14 protein-coding genes and 1 pseudogene are annotated in these 20,012 nt (G+C 61.6%); 5 read left to right on the plus strand and 10 right to left on the minus strand.

The features are described 5' to 3' along the window. Positions 1–10: 10 nt before the first annotated feature. From J8I87_RS02105 to J8I87_RS02130, 6 genes are all read right to left on the minus strand, one after another. Positions 11–1,294, minus strand: a complete 1,284-nt coding sequence (locus J8I87_RS02105; RefSeq protein ID WP_245253646.1) for a DUF445 domain-containing protein — start codon at positions 1,292–1,294, stop codon at positions 11–13. Further along, the gene (phaZ, locus tag J8I87_RS02110) at positions 1,291–2,124 is read right to left on the minus strand and encodes a poly(3-hydroxyalkanoate) depolymerase (protein WP_209929796.1); all 834 of its coding nucleotides are present in this window, start codon (positions 2,122–2,124) and stop codon (positions 1,291–1,293) included. The genes J8I87_RS02105 and phaZ overlap by 4 nt, the downstream gene beginning before the upstream one ends. Positions 2,125–2,193: 69 nt before the next feature. Continuing rightward, positions 2,194–2,616: a phasin family protein gene (locus J8I87_RS02115; protein WP_209929953.1), complete on the minus strand. Its 423-nt coding sequence runs from the start codon at positions 2,614–2,616 to the stop codon at positions 2,194–2,196. 68 nt (positions 2,617–2,684) lie between these two features. Next, on the minus strand, positions 2,685–4,403 hold the full coding sequence (locus J8I87_RS02120; RefSeq protein ID WP_209929797.1) for an alpha/beta fold hydrolase: 1,719 nt from the start codon (positions 4,401–4,403) through the stop codon (positions 2,685–2,687). 49 nt (positions 4,404–4,452) lie between these two features. Next, positions 4,453–4,917 carry a MaoC family dehydratase gene (locus J8I87_RS02125; protein ID WP_209929798.1) on the minus strand — a complete coding sequence of 155 codons (465 nt, stop codon included), beginning with the start codon at positions 4,915–4,917 and terminating at the stop codon, positions 4,453–4,455. Between the two features lie 27 nt (positions 4,918–4,944). Then, a complete protein-coding gene (locus J8I87_RS02130) occupies positions 4,945–6,588 on the minus strand; it encodes a fatty acid--CoA ligase (protein WP_209929799.1) in 1,644 nt (547 codons plus the stop codon). Positions 6,589–6,831: 243 nt separating this feature from the next. Between J8I87_RS02130 and J8I87_RS02135 the strand changes: the two genes are divergently transcribed. Continuing rightward, a complete protein-coding gene (locus J8I87_RS02135) occupies positions 6,832–7,515 on the plus strand; it encodes a Crp/Fnr family transcriptional regulator (protein ID WP_245253647.1) in 684 nt (227 codons plus the stop codon). Between the two features lie 26 nt (positions 7,516–7,541). On the opposite strand, the gene J8I87_RS02140 is transcribed toward J8I87_RS02135, so the two are convergent. The 3 genes and pseudogenes from J8I87_RS02140 to J8I87_RS02150 form a co-directional block, all read right to left on the minus strand. Beyond that, positions 7,542–8,639 carry a porin gene (locus J8I87_RS02140; protein WP_245253648.1) on the minus strand — a complete coding sequence of 366 codons (1,098 nt, stop codon included), beginning with the start codon at positions 8,637–8,639 and terminating at the stop codon, positions 7,542–7,544. Between the two features lie 416 nt (positions 8,640–9,055). Then, positions 9,056–10,027 carry a glycosyltransferase family 2 protein gene (locus J8I87_RS02145; RefSeq protein WP_209929801.1) on the minus strand — a complete coding sequence of 324 codons (972 nt, stop codon included), beginning with the start codon at positions 10,025–10,027 and terminating at the stop codon, positions 9,056–9,058. Between the two features lie 555 nt (positions 10,028–10,582). Then, positions 10,583–10,816, minus strand: a pseudogene (locus J8I87_RS02150) (aldehyde dehydrogenase family protein); the annotation flags it as partial. A 280-nt stretch (positions 10,817–11,096) separates the two neighbouring features. On the opposite strand from J8I87_RS02150, the gene J8I87_RS02155 reads away from it, so the two are divergent. The 4 genes from J8I87_RS02155 (at position 11,097) to J8I87_RS02170 (ending at position 18,080) form a co-directional block, all read left to right on the plus strand. Further along, positions 11,097–11,390 carry a hypothetical protein gene (locus J8I87_RS02155; protein WP_209929802.1) on the plus strand — a complete coding sequence of 98 codons (294 nt, stop codon included), beginning with the start codon at positions 11,097–11,099 and terminating at the stop codon, positions 11,388–11,390. 628 nt (positions 11,391–12,018) lie between these two features. After that, positions 12,019–13,023, plus strand: coding sequence for a chemotaxis protein CheB (locus J8I87_RS02160; protein ID WP_209929803.1), 1,005 nt, complete (start codon positions 12,019–12,021; stop codon positions 13,021–13,023). Positions 13,024–13,116: 93 nt separating this feature from the next. After that, the gene (locus J8I87_RS02165; protein WP_209929804.1) at positions 13,117–17,199 is read left to right on the plus strand and encodes a CheR family methyltransferase; all 4,083 of its coding nucleotides are present in this window, start codon (positions 13,117–13,119) and stop codon (positions 17,197–17,199) included. Positions 17,200–17,483: 284 nt separating this feature from the next. Next, positions 17,484–18,080, plus strand: a complete 597-nt coding sequence (locus tag J8I87_RS02170; RefSeq protein WP_209929805.1) for a hypothetical protein — start codon at positions 17,484–17,486, stop codon at positions 18,078–18,080. Positions 18,081–18,083: 3 nt separating this feature from the next. On the opposite strand, the gene J8I87_RS02175 is transcribed toward J8I87_RS02170, so the two are convergent. Further along, positions 18,084–20,012, minus strand: coding sequence for a potassium transporter Kup (locus tag J8I87_RS02175; RefSeq protein WP_209929806.1), 1,929 nt, complete (start codon positions 20,010–20,012; stop codon positions 18,084–18,086).

Below are 20,012 nucleotides of genomic sequence, written 5' to 3' on the forward strand. Positions count from 1 at the left end.
ATGCGTGCCGTCAGGCGGCGGCGATCGTGGCGGCGTGAATCAGCACGCCGACCAGGCCGCCCACGAACGTGCCGTTGATCCGCACATACTGCAGGTCGCGACCGATTTCCGTCTCGATCTTCCGGCTCACCTCGTCTGCGTTCCAGCTCTTCACGATCTCGGTGATCAATGCGGGCAACAGGTGTCGATAGCGCACGACGAGTTCATGTGCGAGCGCGAGCCACCAGGCGTTGAGCTTTCGCTGGATCGAAGGCTCATCACCGATGCGCTTGCCGAGCGATCCCAACGTTCGCATCAGCCCGTCACGCACGGCCGATTGCTCGCGGCCGAGATCGGCGAGCGCGCGCGTGCGCACGCAATCGAGCAGTGCGCGAGGCCCGTTCGCACGTCGGAAGTAGCGAATGCAGTCGCGCAGCAACGACTTGCCGAGGCGTCGATGCATGGCCGACGTCCGCAACTGCACGGCCAGAGTCCGCAAGGCTTCATCGAACTGACGGCGTAGCGCGTGGTCGGGGCTTGCCGCCACTTCATGGAGCAGCGCGAGAATGCCCTCGATAAACTTCCTGACGATATACGCGTCGAGCGGCGCAGGCGTATACCTCGATGCTTCGCTGAACTTGACCTTGATCATGTCCGCGTTCGCGGCCAGCCACCTTTCCAGCGCCGCGAGCCCGTGGTCCAGAAACGGCTGATGGCGGCCGCCATCCGTCAGCACGTCGAGCATATTGCCGGCCACGGCGGCAATATCGAGCGTGCGCAATTGCGGCAGCACAATGCGGTCGAAAAACCACGCGACGTCCGCTTCGTCCATGCCGTCGAGCAGTCCCGCGAGCGAGTCCGCGATCACAGCGGCAACGCCACGGCTGTTGACAGGTTGCGCCAGCCAACGCGCGAGCGCCTGCGCCGCATTGTGCGTGCCCAGCCTGCCGATGATCAATTCCGGCCGCAAGAAATTCTCCTCGATGAAGTTGCCGAGGCTCTCCGCAATGCGCTGCTGGTTGCGCGCAATGATGGCCGTGTGTGGCAGCCGCAAACCCAGCGGATGACGAAACAGCGCGACGACCGCAAACCAGTCGGCTAGCGCGCCCGCCATGCCAGCCTCCGCGAACGCGCGCGGCCACGCAAGCCACGCGTGACCCGCCTGCCACACGACGCACGCACACAGCAACACGCCCATCAGGACGAGCAGACCGAGCGCCGCCCGGCGCATGCGCGCGAGGCCTCGTGCGTTGTCGTGCGCGCGTGCGTCGACAGGCAAGCGCCGCGCGCCGTCATCGCCGGCCAGGGAACTCAACTCGCCTCCTGCCGCAGAAACCTGCGCACGACAGGCGCAACGTCATTGGCACGCGAGATGAGAAACAGGTGACCGTCGTCGATCACATAAAGCGTCGCGTCGCGAATGCGCGCGGCAAGAATCTTCGCATTGGACAGCGGCACGATCGGGTCATCGCTACCGTGCATCACCAGTGTCGGCTGGCGCAATGCGCCGAGCCACGGCAGACTCGTCCAGCCCGATACGGCCAGCAGCTGATACAGGTAGCCGCGTCCGCGCGGCGGCTGAATATGCCGGCTGTGTTCCTTGAGCAGCGCCGGGTTGCGGCGGTAAGCGCCGCCGTAGATGTCGGCCCCGACCTCCTGCAGGTAAGCGGGATCGGTGTAGCGGCGCGGCCCGATCAGCTTCGACAGCACCGACAGCTTGCCCGGCACCATCACGACGCCCGGCGACGTTGCTGCGAGAATCAACCGGCGGCAGCGTCGCGGATAAAGACGCGCGAACTGCTGCGCGAGCGCGCCGCCCCACGAAACGCCGAGCACATCGACGGCGCCGTCATAGCCGAGGCGCGACAGCAGCTTGTCCGTCAGCACCGACAGCGTCGAAAAACGATACGGCACGACAGGCGCGGGCGAACCACCGACGCCGGGAATGTCGAAGATGATCACGCTCACATCGTCGAGCGCCGTCACGAACGGCTCGACCAGTTCGAGATTCGCGCCGATCCCGTTGAAGATGAGCAGCGGCGGCGAAGCGTCGCTGCCCCGGCACGTTGCGACACGCAACGTCTGACCATCCAGATCGATCATCTGGATTTGCATGCTGCAAGCAGACTCGGGGCTCATGTGCATTTCTATTTTCCCTGTCTTATGGATGGGTGTGCATTCGACGCACCGGCGTGTCGCACGCGCTGTGCCGCACTACTTCTTCGGCTGAAGAAGCGCCTTCAGTTCCTCGACGTGCTCGGCGACGCGCTTCGTGACCACGGCGACGCTGTCCGATTGCGCACGGTAAGCCGTGTCCGCCAGTTCCTGCATATCGACGAGAGCCTTGTGCAGCGCCTGTTTGGCGACTTCGGCGGAGGTGCCTGCGTTCGGGCCGCCCGACTGCGTGACTCGCGTGAAGAATGCCTGCAATTCGCCCAGTGTCGTGCGGAGAATATCCGACTGCTTCTGTGCCAGCGACTGCACGCCTGCAAGCGCGGTCGTATTGGCCTCCGCGATCGCCTCGATATCCTTGCGGCGCGATTCGAGAATCGCACTCATGTCGACGCCGGGCAGCTTGAACTGTCCAATGAGCTTCTTGTACTCCGCGAAAATGCTGTTCGTGCTGGTCGAATCCATCATTGCTGCTCCATAGGGACTGCGTTAGAAAAGTGGCCGTTCTGCATTGATGCCGTCAACGTGGAGCGTCATGCTTGCAGAACATAAGTTCCCGGCGCCTTCACGCCAGCCTGATGCCGCTCGTTGCCGACAGAAGCCGGGGCGGGACGGCGCTCGCCGGAACGCTCGGCGAGCCACGTGCACCAGTTGCTCCACCACGAGTCCTTGTCGGCCTTTGCATTGGCAAGCCACGCGTCGGCATTGGCGGGCAGTTCGGGATTGAGGAAGAATTTCGCCTTCGGGTTGCCCGGCGGGTTGATCAGGCTCTGGATATGGCCGCTCGAACTCAACACGAAGCGCGTGTCGCCGCCGAATGCGCGCGCCGTGTTGTACACGCCCTTCCACGGCGTAATGTGATCCGTCATGCCCGCGACGACATATTTGTCGCAAGTCACTTCGGCAAGGTCGATCGGCGTGCCCAGCACTGTCAGCGCCCGAGGCTTGCTGAACAGATTGCCCGTGAAGATATCGAGCAGTTGCCCATGAAGACGCGCGGGCAGACGAGTCGCATCGTTGTTCCAGTAGAGGATGTCGAATGCGGGCGGCGCCTTGCCGAGCAGATAGTTGTTGACCCAGTAGTTCCAGACGAGATCGTTGGGCCTCATCCACGCGAACACCCGGCCCATTTCTTCGCCGGCCAGCACGCCCTTCGACGTGCTGTGCTGCTTCGCAGCCGCGATGGCTTCGGGGGTGGCGAAGAGACCCAGTTGCGAGTCCGCCGTGTTGTCGAGCACGGCGACCATCAGCGTCGCCGCATGCACGCTGTTGTCGCCACGGCTTGCGAGGTGGCCGAGCAGCGCCGACATCGTCATCGCGCCCGAGCAGGCGCCATGCAGATTGACGTCGTCGCTGCCCGTGATGTCGCGCACGGCCGTGATCGCTTCGAGCAGCGCGGCAACATAGGTATCGAGATCCCAGTGACTTTGCGCCGCAGTCGGGTTGCGCCAGCTTACGACAAACACCTGAAACTCGCTCTTCACCAGGTAGTCGACGATACTCTTGCCTTCAGACAGATCGAATACGTAGAACTTGTTGATCTGCGGCGGCACGATCAATTGCGGGCGCGCGTACACATGCTCCGTTGCGGGCGTGTACTGGATCAGCTCGAGTACTTCGTTGCGAAACACCACCGCGCCCGGCGACGTGCCGAGATTCTCGCCTACCTTGAACGCCATCTTGTCGACCTGCGCGGGCATGCCCTGATTTTGCAGCATGTCCGTCATGAGGTTGCGCACGCCGCCGAGCAAACTCGCGCCGCCCGAATCGATGACCTTCTTGAGCGCGGCCGGATTGCCGAGCAGCGTGTTCGTCGGCGATACGGCATCCGTGAAGAGCGACAGCACGAACTGCGCGCGTTCCTTCGTCTTTGCATCGAGCGCGGAACGGTCCACGAATCCCGTCAGCGCATTGCGCCAGGCGACATAACTTTGCATCGTGATGCGATACATCGAATTGTCCTGCCACGCGGGATCGGTGAAGCGCTTGTCGCCTTGCGGCGGTTTGCAATCCGCGCTGCCGCCGATGACGGCCAGCAGATCGCGCGCGAGTGCCGCCTCCTGCTCCACGACGAGCGCGGGTTGACGCAGCGCCTGCACGCCGATCTGCTGCACCGTTGCGAGAATGTCGCGCGGACGCAGCCCGACGAACGGATTCGGTCCCAGCATGCCGTCCGCAGCCGATGCTGCGATGTCGTCCGGCTGTTCGCCGCGCGCCGTGCTTTCCGCTTTGTTCCTATCGATTGCCGCCATCTTGCCGCTCCGTCTCCATGTCCATTTTCATCAGCGCAGTTGCCGGTGCTCACGCGACCAGCATCGCGAGCGACTCGGCGATCAGCGCCGGTTTTTGTTCGCCCTCGACCTGCAATTCGTTCATCGTCTTCACGATGATCCGGCCGCCCTCTTTCTTTTCCGCCGATATCAGCGTCACGCGGTTTCTCACTCGCGCGCCTGCCTTGACGGGTGTCATGAAGCGCACCTTGTCCAGTCCGTAGTTCAAGCCCGCCGACGCATCCTCGGGAATGAGGCCGATCTCCATCGTGAGCGCCGCCAGCAGCGAAAGCGTCAGGTAGCCATGCGCGATCGTGCCGCCGAATGGGCTCTCCCGTGTTGCGCGCTCGACGTCGACGTGGATCCATTGACTGTCGCCCGTGCACGCTGCGAAGGCGTCGATGCGCGCCTGATCGACGGCGACCCAGTCCGACACACCCAGTTCCTGGCCAACGAAGCGCTCGATCGTGGCGATGCTGTAATCCTTGATGCTCATCGTTTTTGCTCCTCGTGATGGTTCAGGTCAGGCGAACTGCTCGCGCAACCACTTCTTGTTCGTCTTGCCGACACTCGTCTTCCGCAGCGCGTCGACGAACCTGACGGTCTGCGGGACGGCGTACTTCGAGATTTGCCCCGTCTTGCTGAAACCCAGCACATGCTGCTTGATGTCGTCCTCGGTGACTTCCGCGTTCTGCTTGAGCACCACGAGGGCAACGGGACGTTCGCCCCATTTCTCATCCCTGATGCCGATCACGGCGACTTCCGCGACACCCGGATGCAGCGAAATCAGGCTTTCGATTTCGAGCGAAGAAATCCACTCGCCGCCCGACTTGATGACGTCCTTGATGCGATCGGTGATCTGGACGTTGCCCGTCGTGTCGATGTTCGCGATGTCCTGCGTATGCAGATAGCCGCCTGCCCATAGCTGCGCGGACGCTTGCGGATTGTTCAGATAGCCCTGCGTGAGCCACGGCGTGCGCACGACGATCTCACCGTACGCCTTGCCGTCGTGCGCGACGTCTTCCATGTGTTCGTTGACGATGCGCAAATCGACGAGCGGCACTGGAAAGCCCGTCTTGCAGCGCAAGCGCACTTCTTCATCGAGATCGAGCGGTTCCGTGCCCGGCTGAAGCTGCGCGAGGCTCAGGACGGGGCACGTTTCCGACATGCCGTAGCCTGCGAATACATCGATGCCGCGATCGAGCGCGGCGCGTGCAAGCCCATGCGGCAACGCGCCGCCGCCGATCACGATCTTCCATTTGCTGAAGTCCACATGCTTTGCTTCGTCGCACGAGAGCAGCATGTGCAGGATCGTGCTGACGCAGTGCGAAAACGTGACGCCTTCGTCGCGCACGAGTTGCGCGAGACGCTCGGGCACATAACGGCCCGGATAGACCTGCTTCACGCCCAGCACCGTCGCGATATAGGGCATGCCCCACGCGTGCACATGGAACATCGGCGTGAGCGGCATATAGACGTCGCCGCGATGAAAACGCTGGCCCGATACGGGGCTCGACAATGCCGCCATCAACGTGATCGTGTGCAGGACCAGTTGCCGATGTGAGAAGTAGACGCCCTTGGGCAAGCCCGTCGTTCCCGTCGTGTAGAACGTGGTGGCGCGGGTGTTTTCGTCGAAGTCGGGAAAGTCGTAGCGGGTTGCACTCGCCGCCAGCATCCGCTCGTATTCCGTCGCGAACGGGATCGCGTGCGCGCACGCATCGCTGCCTGGTTCGTCGATCCAGACGAAAGTGCGGACCGTTTCAAGCTGGTCCCTGATCGCTTCGACCACGGGCAGAAAGTCGGTATGGACGAACAGCACCTCGGCGCCCGCGTGGTTGATCGTGTACGCGATCTCCGCATGCGACAGCCGCACGTTGACCGTCTGAAGCACGGCGCCCATCATCGGAACCGCAAAGTACGACTCCAGATAGCGATGACTGTCCCAGTCCATCACGGCCACCGTGATGCCGTGGCGCACGCCCAGCTGGTGCAGGCCGCTGGCGAGCCGCGCGATGCGCTCCCGCAGCGTCGCATAGGTCATCCGCACCTCGCCGCGGTAGACGATTTCCTGATCGGGCGCCTGAACGAACGGCGTGTGCAGCAGCTGCTTGATCAGTAGCGGATAGGCGTAGGGAGATGACGTCGAGTCGTGCACGGCATCCAGCATCGGTGTCTCCTGAAGTCGGGGGTGGATCGGGCGGGCGCAGGTCCGTCGATGGGTGTCGCGCACGGTGCATCCCGAGTGAGACCATCATCGGGTTGTTTTGGGGGAAGCAATATCCCCTGAACAGGGGAGCCACACCAGGCAGCCGCCTGGCGACAATGTGGCGTGGGAAGGCGCTGCCGGAATCGAAGCGCTGAAGCTTTCGTCAAGCCTACGGTTTCGATTTGAAAGGAGAGTATGGCGCTCATGACGGACATGTCCGAAGCGATGCGAACGAACCTGTGGTTCAGCTCTTTGCCTCCATCCGCGCAAGAAGCTCTGATACGCCGATGCGAGACGATTACGCTGCACGCCGGCGAATATCTGTTTCGCCGAGGCGATTTGCCAAACGGCTTCTTTGGGCTCAAGAGCGGAAAGCTAAAGGCCTTCACGCTGCGCGAAGACGGAAAGGAAGCGATTCTTGCCGTCCTCGAGCCGGGCAACTGGTTTGGACAGACCTCCATGGCCAGTCGACACCCGCGCCTGCGCGATGTCGCGGCACTCGAGCGGTCCAGCCTGTTCGTCGTCAGGAATCAGGCTTTTGACGAACTCATGAAGAGTCAGGTTTTCTTCCGGGCGATCGCCGAGTTGCAGTCTATCCACATGAACTGGCTCTACCGCATGGTCGAAGACGCCACCCTCTACTCGACGCGCGCCCGTATTGCCCGGCGCCTGCTGCTGCTGGCGTCGGGCGACGTGACCATGTTGTCGCAGAGCCGCCCCGACGTGACCGTTTCACAGGACACGCTTGCAATGATGCTCGGCATCACCCGCCAGACGCTGTCGGTGGAACTCAAGGCCATGGCTGAAAAAGGAGCGATCGCTCTCCGGTATGGTCGGATCGAAATATGTTCGGTGAACATCCTGTCGTCCTTTCAGGATTGCCCGTGATCGCTCCACCCGCGTTTGCCAGCAGCCTAGAACAGGTGCCGCAATCCCGCCATGATGCCCAGTTGTGTCGTACCGAACGCGGAGCTCAAAGCGTTGATGCCCTGAAGCTGGGCTCCCACCAGTCCGCCGCGATACAGTGAGTAGTCGACTTCCAGATAAGTGTCGGTGCGCTTCGACAGGTTGTAGTCCGCAAGCAGCTGGAACTGCGTCGCGTTGCCATCGCCCGTCTGTGTCTTTCCCGTTTGAATCGTGCGCCATACATTGGCGGAAAGATGAGTGGCATCGCCCACCTGCTGCGTCACCCCGCCAAAGTACATTTTTCGGGAACTGAACGTATTGAACTTCAGCGCGGTTAGTTCGGGAGGCGTGAACGGGCCGTTTGGAAAGTTGCCGACAAAGTTCGCGTCCTGCCGGTTCACGGCCCAGCCGGCCGTCAGCGTCGTGCTTCCGAACGAATACGAGCCGCCCGCCGTCCACGATTTGAGGTGCGCGGAAGAGTTGACGGCATCACGCGAATCGAGATACGCGGCCGCAAGCCGCAATGGCGCACCCGGCAAGTACAGAAGCGATGCGCCGATCTGACTGCCCGCACCGAATGCGCCCGCATTGCCACCGAATGCATACGACACCTCGGCCGTCAGATATTGCCATCGCGCTGCGTATTTGACCATGTTGCTGGTCCACACACCCTGCGCCATCATGACTTCCGGCCGGAATTGATAGAAGGTCGGCAGCCACGGATTGGTGATGAAGGCGCTCACCACCGCATCAGAAAACGGATTGATCTGACGCCCCATCGTCAACTTGCCAAAGGTATTCGATTGCAGGCCGACGAATGCCGTGTTGAAAAACGGATAGGCCGGATCAGTGACGCCGGAGTTCGGGAAAAACCGGTCCTCGAGCTGGAACACGGCCTTCGTGCCGCCACCGAGATCTTCCGTTCCCTTGAATCCGAAAAGACTTTCCGTCGCGCCGCCGTTAGCGAGTCGAATGGCTGAATCGCCTTGTGGATCTGCGTGAGTCGTGTAGCGAATGCCCGTATCGACGACGCCATAAAACGTTACCAATGACTGCGCACTCGCTGAAATGGAATAGAGGGTAGCCGTCGATATAACGCCTGCCATCAGTCTCGCCTTGCCCTTCTTTCGAGTGGCTTTGCAAATCAATCTCCTAACCTTCGTCATGCGTAAATCTCCATCATTATGATTATGTGCTATTGCCAAACATTCCAGAACTTTGCATTGCGCAATTGGATCGCTGACAATCGGACCTCACCGAACGAGGAATCGCAGCAATCAGGAATCGGCGCGCTGTAACCACACCTTGCCCGGAAAAAATCGCGGCAACTGCCAGAAAATTTACAATTCGCGAATGGGAGCCTTTCGCTCGGCGAACGGGGGCAAGCTCGCGAACAACGAAGTGACACGCGAGACCTTTCCTGCAGCAGCGGTTGGGGCTGTCGTGTCAGGATTCAGTGGAGCCCGCGCGGTGTCAGTGTCAGGTAGAAGATCGGAAGGCGCCGCGGCATTCAGCTGCATCTTCAACGATGAAGCCAGGCATCCGTCTTCAGTCTGTATAGCTCCGGCACGAGAGCAAGCAAAAGACGTTTGGGCGTGAACAGCCGTGGCGAGACGTGCGTCGCGACACGCCACATCGCGGCAACGTTTCTTTTTCGCAAGCTTATGTTGGGACCAACAAGTGAACTGGCGAAGTGCAGATCACTCAGCGCATTGCCGACGATTTCTTTTTTAATCGTTGCCCGCTCCGGAGACTTGAGCGCGGAAAACGACAAGTCCGACAATTCCCGAACTAGTCGATCCATGCTGTCGTAATGGTGCAGGGTTCGTGCCGAAAACATGATAGAGCCTGACCTGAGCCGTCGCTTATATAGCTTGTCATGCAGCACGGAAACTCTGAGCTTTTTCTCCAGCAACAGCGACACAAAAAAGTGATTGTCTTCGAACACCATCCCTTCTATAAAGCGCAGATCGCCTATCGCCGAGCGTCGGGCGACAAAGCAGCATACCTGTACGCAATATCGTCCCTGTCGAAGCGACTCGATGATGAAATCATCGGACCATAGCGGAGAGTTTCCGACCGGCCGCTGAAAGTAATCTGCTTCGAGCCTGTACATCGGCGAGTCGATCGGGAAGACCTCGCCCTCGAACAGGACCACATCGATTTTCTGATTCGTGAGTTCCCGATAGCAGGTACTTAATGCACCTGTATCGATGATGTCGTCGCTATCCAGGTAATAAATGTACGTTCCGACCGCGACTGAAGTGCCCGAATTGCGAGCGGCCGACAAGCCGCCGTTCTGCCGGCGGAGATATCTGAAGCGGGAGTCCATTGCACAGAAGCGTTTTGCAATCACGCCCGTGGCGTCAGTCGATCCGTCGTCGACGACAATCGCCTCGAAATTGGTAAAGGTCTGGCCGGCAATGCTCTCCAGCGCTTCCTCGAGGTGATCCTGCATGTTGTAGGCCGGCACGATAATCGAAAAAGCTGGCATGAACTATCCTCCGAGGTTAGTTTCGCCAACAAGACTGTGCCATTCCGGATCGGGGACTACTCGCAGGTTCTACCTATATTCGCCGTCAGCGCTCCCGGAACCTGACTCAGTTTTGTTTGCCACACTTAAGTGACTCCGACGGCATCGTCAGTCAAACGGCTATCGGTCGACGAACAGCTTTGCTCAGAAGTATTGCGGCAAGCTTTTGAAACGCGCTTGCCGGGCGGAGGATCAATGGACAAACCATCGTGGTCGTGCGCCTTCCCCTCACCTCACATGAAAGCGGCAGACCATGGTTAGATTGAGTGTAGCCATCGGTGGATGAGCGCAAACGGGCGATTGAAAAGATAGTAATGATCTACTCGATATTTGTGGTCTTCGATTACAGTGCTTCTGATCGTAAATGGGCTTCAGGGAAATTCGCCCCTGCTTAACCGCACAAGCGGTCACGCTTTAGCGGATAAAAACCCGCGTCGCTGCGCCGCTCGCTCATTCATGCCGGGATTGCGCAACGAAATGAATGAGCGGCGTAGCGATGCTGGTGCCAGCCTGGCTGGCTACGGGCATCGTGAATTCAGCACCTTTAGCGATGCTGTCGGGCCAGCCCTGCATGACGCTCTTGTAGCGCGTGTAAAAGCGCACGGCTTCCTCACCGTATGCGTGATGGCCGCCGAACAGCGAACGCTTCCAGCCCCCGAACGAATGCCATGCTGGCGGCACCGGACTCGGCACGTCGATCCCCACCATGCCGATCTGAATCTGACGGGAAAATGCACGCGCCGCGTTGCCGATCACAGGCGAGAGTCTAAAAGTGCGCGCAAGCATGAATAAGGGATCGGCGCGGCAAATAGATTTGCCAGGTTCCGGTGATATCGACGGGTGCGGATACGCACGTCGCGACAACACGCCGCGTTTCATTTCCATCCACGGATTACGCGCGAATCCTGCAAGTGAGCGTTCCCGACGGAGGTCTTATTCTCTTTCGCCTCAGCCTATAGACTGGCATCAACGTTGACGCACATTCGTTCAACGAACTTTCGATTCCTGAACTGATTCTGAGGTACCAGCCATGAAAACCCGATTCGTCGCCGCCGCCCTTCTCGCCGCCACCGCTTTCGTATCCGCTCCTGTCTTCGCTAGCGGGTACGGTCCGGCGCCATACTACAACCCCATCGCCGGCGCGCCCGCTTCCGAGCGCGGCCCGTCTGCCACGACGGCTCAAGGTGGCGATAACGCTGCCACGTCGTACGGCGGTGTCACTTCGGGCACGTCGCAAGCGGGCGGTCTGTTTCGCAAGCGCAGCACGGGCGCCAATTCGTGCGTGGGCCCCGTCAGCTACTGCAACACCTACTTTGGCGACTGATCGTCCAATGCGCGCGTTCGCGTTGGGCATGAGCGCTCTTCATATAAGTCGCTCTTCACGTCGGCGGCCGGCTTCGCTCTGAAGCCGACGCTGATGCGCGTCGAATCCCCATGCTCTTCTGATGGCGAGCGCAACCGCGCACGCATCAACGAACGGCAAACGCCTGCGTCAGCCGTTCTTCGTGCCGCCGAAAAGTCGCGCTTTGCGACGCCAGCTTTCCGAGCGTGATGACTGCTCCCTCGATTTCAGGCGACCACGCGCAGCTGTAATTCAGGCGAAGTGAATCTCCGAATTTCCCGACCTCGACGACATGTAAGCGGGTCCGATCGTGATGCCGTTGTCGACGCGTCTCTGTATAGCCGCTTCGAATCGAACGCGTGCGGCAGTTCGACCCACAACAGATAGCCGCCTGCCGGAGCGGTCATCGTCACGCGTCGGCGACTCGGCGGCAATGGCGTCGCCCGCGCGCCCCACCGCCTGAAGACTGAGATTGATCGCTTCCGTTGCGGCGGAGCGTGACGAGGCTCTCGGCGGGATCGCGACGGCACCAGCCAAGAACAGGCAAAACTGGCACGATGCGGCACGCCAATTGCTACGTTAAGAAGATTAGGCAGACGGGAGCGCACATTTGATCCCCCGAGACTTCATTGCAATAGGCACGTCATCGGGCGGAGTCGATGCTCTGCGCACACTCGTTTCCGGGCTGCCTCGCGACCTGCCCGCCACTCTCGCGATCGTGCTGCATGTGGGCGCGCACGACAGCCTCCTGCCGTCGTTGCTGAGCGAGTCCGGACCGCTGCGAGCCTCGCACGCGACAGACGGCGAAAAATACCAACGCGCCAGAATCTACGTTGCGCCGCCGGATCAGCACATGACCGTCGACGGCGCCCAATTACGGCTTTCACGCGGCGCGAAGGAAAACTTTGCGCGCCCCGCCATCGACCCCCTCTTTCGCAGTGCCGCCGCCGAAATCGGCACGCGCGTGATCGGCGTGATCCTGACGGGCTTGCTGGACGACGGGGCGGCGGGCCTCGAAGCCGTTCAGGCGTGCGGCGGAGCGACGATCGTCCAGGACCGCGCCGATGCGTTCGCGAAGGACATGCCGCTGCATGCGTCGCCGTTTGCGGACTACGTCCTGCCGCTCGCCCGGATGCCGGGCCGGCTGGTCCAACTGACGGGCGGAACAACGGATGCGCACGACGCGCGCTCGGCAGGCGACCCGGCAATTCGCAGCGCCGCCGCGCGCGCCGCCGCCGCCTCCGAGCAGCGCGCATGGCTTGCGGGCGATCCCTTGCCGGGCGAGCTGTGCCGCATCGCGACACCATCCACGCTGACGTGCCCCGAGTGCAGCGGCACGTTATGGCAGCTGAAGCATTCCGGCCTGTTGCGCTACAGATGCCACACGGGCCACGCGTACTCGGCCGCGTCGCTGGCGCAGGGCCGGGTCGGGGATGTCGAGCGCTCGCTGCGGGACGCCCTGCGCGCGCTGCGCGAGCGGGAAATCATGTGCCGTGCGTTGGGCGAGCAATTCCGCAGACGCGGCGACGCCGCGGCTCAGAAACGCGAGGAGGCAACGGCCCGCCGGGCGGGCGAAGCGGCAGGACTTTTGCAGTCTATGCTGTTGGAGGGATAATAAGTAATTGCGCGGCGGCTTTGCGCGAAGGGTCCACGCGCCTGCCGGAGGCGGGCGGCGAACACTATTATTCTTCCAAAGGGACAAGCAGACATGCCGAAACGACGTGGGCAGGCTCTGCCGAGTCAGGCACATCATCCGATCGTCGGTATCGGCGCGTCGGCGGGTGGATTGAATGCGTTGACGGAATTCTTCGAAGCGCTGCCCGCCCATACGTCGATGGCGTTCGTCGTGGTCGTTCATCTCGCGCCGGATCACGAAAGCAATCTGGCCTCGTTGCTCCAGAAGGTGACGGACATGCCCGTGCTGGAGGTGACGAGCGCCACGCCGATCCAGCCCGACCACGTCTACCTGATCGCGCCGTCGCTCGATTTGACCATGGTCGACGACTTCCTGCGCGTCGCGCCCAATCAGCCCCGGGAAGGCCGCCGGGCCGCCATCGATCTGTTCTTCCGGACGCTTGCCGAAGCCCATCGCGAGCGCGCGATCGGCATCGTGCTGTCCGGCGCCGGTTCGGATGGTTCCGTCGGCCTGTCGAGAGTCAAGGAAATGGGCGGCATCACGCTCGCCCAGGACCCCGCGGAAGCCGAATACGACAGCATGCCGAGAAGCGCAATCGCCACGGGCATGGTCGATTTCGTGCTTCCCGCTGCGGAAATGCCGCAAAGGCTGATGGATCTCTGGTCGACTGCGAGGGAAATTCATTTGCCCGTCGTCGAAAGCGAGGAGCGCTACGAGGACCAGATCAACGAGACGGCCGAGCGCGCGCTGCGCGAGATCATGATCATCCTGCGCACGCGCACGGCACACGATTTCCGTCACTACAAGCGCGCGACCGTTTTGCGCCGGATCGAACGCCGGATGCAAGTCAACGGCATCACGGACCTCCAGGGATATCGCGACCACCTCCATCTGCATCCGGAAGAAACGCAGGCGTTGTTGCAGGACATGCTGATCAGCGTCACGAATTTCTTCCGCGACAAGGAAGCCTTCGAGGTGCTGGAGCGTGAAGTCCTGCCGCAGCTTTTCGACAGGCGCGGCGAGCAGGATCGCATCCGCGTGTGGTCGGTCGGCTGCGCGACGGGCGAGGAGGCCTATTCCGTTGCGATGCTGTTGCAGGAGCGTTCGCAGAAGTCGCCGGAGGGCAACTCGTTCCAGGTGTTCGCGACCGATATCGACGAACGGGCCATTTCCTTTGCACGCACGGGTCTCTATCCCGACTCGATTCTCGCCGACGTGCCGGCTGCCCGCGTGCGCCAGTTCTTTACGAAAGACGCTGCGCATTATCGCGTCAAGAAGGAACTGCGCGAGCACATGCTGTTTGCGCACCATAACGTGCTGAGCGACCCGCCCTTCTCGCGGCTCGATCTGATCTGCTGCCGCAACTTGCTGATCTACCTCGATCGGGAAGCGCAGATCGAAATTCTGAAAATGTTTCACTTCGCGCTGCGTCCAGGCGGCGTGCTTTTTCTCGGCAGTTCCGAATCCGCCGACAGCGTCAGTTCGATGTTCAGTGTCGTCGACAAGCGCAACCGCATCTATCGCGCGAACATGGCGGTGCGCGGCGATACGCCCGTCCCCGTTGCGATCTCGGGAACAATGAGCGCACGGCCCGTCGTCGCGACGGTGCAGCCGCCCGGACGCCGCCGCTTCTCGTTTGGCGACCTGCATCAACGTCTCGTCGAGCAATATGCGCCGCCTAGCGTGCTCGTCAGCCGCGATTCCGAGATCGTCCATCTGTCGGACCGCGCGGGCCGCTTTTTGCAGTATTCGGGCGGCGAGCCGTCTCACAACATCATCGCCGTGGTGCGATCCGAACTGCGCCTCGAACTGCGCACCGCGATCTATCAGGCCTTGCACACTAATCGGAGTGTGGAGGCGCGGCGCGTGCGGATCGAGCGCGAGGGGCGTTCGTATTTCGTCAACATGACGGCACGCCCCGTGCACGATTCCGAGGCCAATGCGGATTTCGTGCTGGTGCTGTTCGACGAAGTCGAAGACAGCATGAGCGGCGCGGAAACCGCGTCGAGCGATGCGCAGAAAGACCCGATCATCAGCCAGCTCGAACGCGAACTGCAGCGCACAAAAGAACAGCTCCAGTCGACGATCGAGCAATCGGAAACGTCGACGGAAGAGTTGAAGGCTTCCAACGAAGAGTTACAGGCGATCAACGAAGAATTGCGCTCGGCAACGGAAGAACTCGAGACCAGCAAGGAAGAACTGCAGTCCATCAACGAAGAACTGACGACCGTCAACGCCGAACTGAAGTCGAAGGTCGAGGAAACGGGCAAGATCAACGACGACTTGCAGAACCTGATCGCCGCGAACGACATCGGCACGATCTTCGTGGACCGCAACATCTGCATCAAGCGCTACACGCCGCGCGCGACCGACGTGTTCAGCATCATTCCGTCCGACATTGGCCGCTCGTTACTCGACATCACGCACCGGCTCGAATATGACAAGCTCGCCGACGACGCGGCCGAGGCATTCGATTCACTGCGTCTGATCGAACGCGAACTGAAAAGCAGTGACGGACGCTGGTATCTCGCGCGCTTCGTCCCGTACCGGACGACGGAAGACCGCATCGACGGCGCGGTGCTCTCCTTTATCGACATCACGGGCCGCCGGCAGGCGGAAGACCGGCTGCGCGAAGGCGAGCGGCGCATGCGCATCGTGGCCGAGGGCACTAAGGACTACGCGATCATCACGTTCGACGACGACGGCATCATCACGAGCTGGAACGCGGGCGCGGAACGCATCTTCGGCTACACCGAAGCGGAAATGGTCGGTCAATCGTCCGATGTCCTCTCGACTCCGGAAGACCGTGCCGATAACGTGGCGCAGCGCGAATTCGCGGAAGCACGCCTGAACGGTCGGACCGACGAGGAACGCTGGCATGTGCGCAAGGATGGAACGCGTTTCTTCGCGAGCGGCGTGCTGTCGCGGCTGGACGAGCCCGGCGTGAGCGGATTCGCAAAGATCGCCCGTGACCTTGGCCAATCCGCTGAGGCCGCTTCGGCGGGCTCCGGGGCGCAAGCCGTACTGATGCGCGAAGGAAACGAGCGGGACGCGCAACGGCGGCGTGACGAATTTCTCGCCGTGGTGTCGCACGAGCTCAAGCATCCCCTCAATCTCATTTCCGCAAGCGCCGAGCTGATTGCGCGCGCGCCGGAAACGCGGCAAAGCCTGAACATCTCGCGCGCGACGGAGACGATCCGGCGCACCGTGATCGGCCAGGCGCAGATCATCGACGATCTGCTCGATATTTCGCGTGTGCGCACGGGCAAGCTGTCCGTCGTGCGCACGGCCGTCGACATGCGCGAAATCGTGCAGCGCGTCGGCAACGCCGTTCAGGACGACGCAAGCCAGCGCGGCATCACGCTCAATGTCTCGATGACGGACACGCCCGTCATCATTCACGCCGACCTGACGCGTGTCGAACAGATCGTCTGGAACCTGATCAGCAACGCGCTGAAGTTCACTCATCGGGGTTCCGTCGATGTGTCGTTGCAGGTCAACGCACATGGCGAGGCCGTGCTTCGCGTGGCCGATACGGGCATCGGCATCGAGCCTTCGCTTTTGCCGCATATCTTCGACATGTTCAAGCAAAGCCGCGACCCGACGGCACGCCGCGCGGGACTCGGCATCGGTCTCGCGCTGGTCAGGGATCTCGTGAACCTGCACGGCGGCGCGGTGCGGGCGGAATCGGACGGCGTCGGCCGCGGCGCGACCTTCACGGTCACCCTTCCGACGCACCGCACGCTCGCCCATGTGAATGCGGACAACGGCCTCGCCGCCGAGTCGCTGCGCGGCCTGCGCATGATGATGGTCGACGACGATGCGGCAACCGTCGAAACCTTCAAGCTCCTGCTGGAAAGCGAAGGCGCAATCGTACAGACGGCGACGAGCGGCGAAGAGGCGTTATCGATGCTCAACGGCGACGCGCCGGACATCGTGCTGTCCGATATCGGCATGCCGGGCATGGACGGCTTCGAGTTCGTCGGCAAACTGCGCGAAGAGCCGGCGATGAAAGCCGTGATCTGCATTGCGCTCAGCGGCTACGGCCAGGAGGCGGATGTCAGGCAGGCCCAGCGCGCCGGCTTCGATGCGCACCTCAAAAAGCCCGTGATGCTCGAAGATCTGATCGCTGTTTTCTCTCGTCTGCGCAAGTAATCGCGCTTCCTCGCGGTTGCGCCTGCGACGCCTTGCCGGCGACACGTCGGCAGGGCCGCTTTTATGCGCCGCTTTAATGCGCCGCTTTTACGTGCCACTTCTGCGCTCCTGTCGATGCTGCATTGCAAAGGTCCGGGCTTCGACCGGTCGCAGGCGAGATTTTTGCAAACGACACATACTACGACTGAAGCGCGCGCCGCGACACGACCTGCTCCGCCTTCGCCGGGCGGCGCAACTTACCGGCGCGTGGGTGTGGCACCAGGCGATGAGAAGCAAAGAGAGAGATGATGAGCGGCATTTACAAGCCGGATAAGGGCACGAAGGCGGAATTCGACGACGCCCTAAGGCGGCTGGAAGCGGCCGAGGCGCGTGTACAGGCGCTGTCCGCCAATCCGTCGACAGACGAACTTACTCTGCAAAATGCACTGGAAGCCTACCAGGAGGCACGCCTGCTGTGGTTGAGCAGTGAAGCCGTGCTACGCAGTGCAGCAATCGTCGAAGAACAGCCGAGGCACTCAGGCAAGAGCGTCGTGATCGTCCAGGGCAACAACGCGCACGTCGGCGAGTCGATTGCGCTGCTGTTGCGATTGCGCGGATTCAGAACCACTTTGCTCTCAAAGCATCGCCTCGACGATGCGACGCCACATGGGCCTATCGCGGCGATTATCGTCGACATAGAACGCAACTTCGACAAGGCGCGTGTGCACGCGATCAAAAGCCTCAAGACCGATTCGCGCGCACGTATCATCGGAATGATTCCACAGTCACTCGAATACGCTGACTGGCAAGGCTTCGACACTGTACTCGTGAAGCCCGCATCGATCGATACGATCGTTCAGGCCATCGTCTTCGACGCGGGCGCGCAATCGCGACTCGAATGACTTTCAGAGCGCGATCTGGACCCCCAGTTCGACGACGTCTTCCGGCCGAAGCCCGTAGTATTCAGCGCTCGAAGCCGAGTGAAACGACATCTGCCCGAACAAAGCCTCGCGCCAGCGCGTCATCTCCCCATGCGAACACCCCTTGATGACTTCATCGCGCGGCAGAAAGAAGGTCGTATGCGCGGGATCGTAGGTCCAGTCACCCAGTCGTGCGCTCAGTGATTCAAGCAGCCTTGGCAAATTCATGCGCTCGACAAAGCCGTGGCGAGCAATGATTTCGTAGCATCCGTTACCCAGATCGCGTGTTTCGATGCGCATGGCTTCGTCGATGCGCGGCGCCGACTCCGACAGGTTGGCGAAAAAAATCGCCGTTTCGTGCAGCACGCCGTTGTGCCGGATATTGCTTTTCAGTGCCGCCGGCGTCATCCCTGCCTTGTTTCCCGGATAGACAGCCGTGCCGCGAACGCGCGCCGGACGCTCGTCGCGGTTGAACACGTGGTTCAAAAACTGGTCCAGCGGCTCGGCGCGGTCCGCGTGAACCGCTGCAAGCTCGCGCCCGCGATTCCACGTCGACATCAGCAGAAAGAGCACGAGGCCCACCGTGACGGGGAACCAGCCGCCGGAAGGAATCTTCGGAATGTTGGCGGCCACGAGCGTCAGGTCGACGGCCAGCAGAGGCGCGCTGACGAGGACGACGCACCAGCCGGGCCAGCCCCAGACGTTGCGCGATACGCTCGTCATCTGGATGGTGGTGATCAACATCGTGAGTCCAACCGCAATGCCATAAGCCGAAGTCAGCTTCGCGGATGTCTGAAAGCCCAGCACCAGGAACAGGACCGACGCGAAAAGGATTGCATTGACGGCGGGAGAATAGACCTGTCCACGCTGCTGTTTCGATGTCTCGATGATCCGCATGCGAGGCAGAAAGCCCAGCTCGATCGCCTGGCTCGTCATCGAGAAAGCGCCCGAGATGACTGCTTGCGACGCGATGATGGTCGCCAGCATTGCAATCACGACACCAGGAATGAGCGCCCACGAAGGCAGCGCGTGGAAAAAGGGCTGCTGGAATGATCCGGGTTCGAACAGCAGCGTGGCGGCCTGCCCGAAATATCCAATGATGATGGACGGAAATACGATAGCGACAAGTGCAACGCGGATCGCTCTGCGCCCGAAGTGCCCGATATCCGCGTACAGCGCTTCCGCGCCCGTCAGCGCGAGAATGACAGCACCCAGAATGGTGAATGCGATACCAGGACGAGCGATCGCGAGCGACAACGCCCACTGCGGCGACAGCGCCTTCAATACCTCGGGGTGTTGCGCAATCCGGTACCCGCCGACGGCTGCCAGCGAGGCGAACCAGACGCCCATCACGGGCCCGAACATGCGCCCGACCGCGGTGCTGCCGCGCCGCTGCACGACGAACAGCGCAATCAGGATCGCAGCCGCAATGGGTACGACCCAGGGGCCGAAAGCGGGACTGATCTCCGACAACCCCTCGACCGCCGACAGCACGGACACGGCCGGCGTAATCATCGAGTCGCCATAGAACATCGCGGCTCCAAAAAGCCCGGCCAGAAGCAACGTGCGCGGCACGCGCCGTTGCGCCCTTTCGTATCCCGAGCGCACCAGCGCCGTCAGCGCGATGATGCCGCCCTCGCCTTCATTGTCGGCGCGCATCACGTACAACGCGTACTTCAGCATCAGGACGATCACGACGGCCCATACGATCATCGAGAGCACGCCCATGACGATTTGCACATCGACCCGGCCCGCATCGACGACAGCCTGCCGCAGCGCGTAGATCGGGCTCGTACCGATGTCGCCGAACACGACCCCGAGGGCGCCGAGCACCAGCGCGCCGCTCGCGGATTCGCTGTGCGCCGTCGAAGCCTCGCGACGATCGGTTCGCTGTTTGAGCGTCTGCGCGTGCAT

Source organism: Paraburkholderia sp. LEh10, from assembly GCF_017814945.1.
Classification (GTDB): Bacteria; Pseudomonadota; Gammaproteobacteria; order Burkholderiales; family Burkholderiaceae; genus Paraburkholderia.

Bases quoted from the DNA above. Each gene is read 5' to 3' on its own strand.
- J8I87_RS02135 (WP_245253647.1), top strand. From the start codon at position 6,832: ATGACGGACATGTCCGAAGCGATGCGAACGAACCTGTGGTTCAGCTCT.
- J8I87_RS02140 (WP_245253648.1), bottom strand. From the start codon at position 8,639: ATGGCAGGCGTTATATCGACGGCTACCCTCTATTCCATTTCAGCGAGT.
- J8I87_RS02155 (WP_209929802.1), top strand. From the start codon at position 11,097: ATGAAAACCCGATTCGTCGCCGCCGCCCTTCTCGCCGCCACCGCTTTC.
- phaZ (WP_209929796.1), bottom strand. From the start codon at position 2,124: ATGCACATGAGCCCCGAGTCTGCTTGCAGCATGCAAATCCAGATGATC.
- J8I87_RS02130 (WP_209929799.1), bottom strand. From the start codon at position 6,588: ATGCTGGATGCCGTGCACGACTCGACGTCATCTCCCTACGCCTATCCG.
- J8I87_RS02125 (WP_209929798.1), bottom strand. From the start codon at position 4,917: ATGAGCATCAAGGATTACAGCATCGCCACGATCGAGCGCTTCGTTGGC.
- J8I87_RS02115 (WP_209929953.1), bottom strand. From the start codon at position 2,616: ATGGATTCGACCAGCACGAACAGCATTTTCGCGGAGTACAAGAAGCTC.
- J8I87_RS02170 (WP_209929805.1), top strand. From the start codon at position 17,484: ATGATGAGCGGCATTTACAAGCCGGATAAGGGCACGAAGGCGGAATTC.
- J8I87_RS02120 (WP_209929797.1), bottom strand. From the start codon at position 4,403: ATGGCGGCAATCGATAGGAACAAAGCGGAAAGCACGGCGCGCGGCGAA.
- J8I87_RS02175 (WP_209929806.1), bottom strand. From the start codon at position 20,012: ATGCACGCGCAGACGCTCAAACAGCGAACCGATCGTCGCGAGGCTTCG.
- J8I87_RS02145 (WP_209929801.1), bottom strand. From the start codon at position 10,027: ATGCCAGCTTTTTCGATTATCGTGCCGGCCTACAACATGCAGGATCAC.
- J8I87_RS02165 (WP_209929804.1), top strand. From the start codon at position 13,117: ATGCCGAAACGACGTGGGCAGGCTCTGCCGAGTCAGGCACATCATCCG.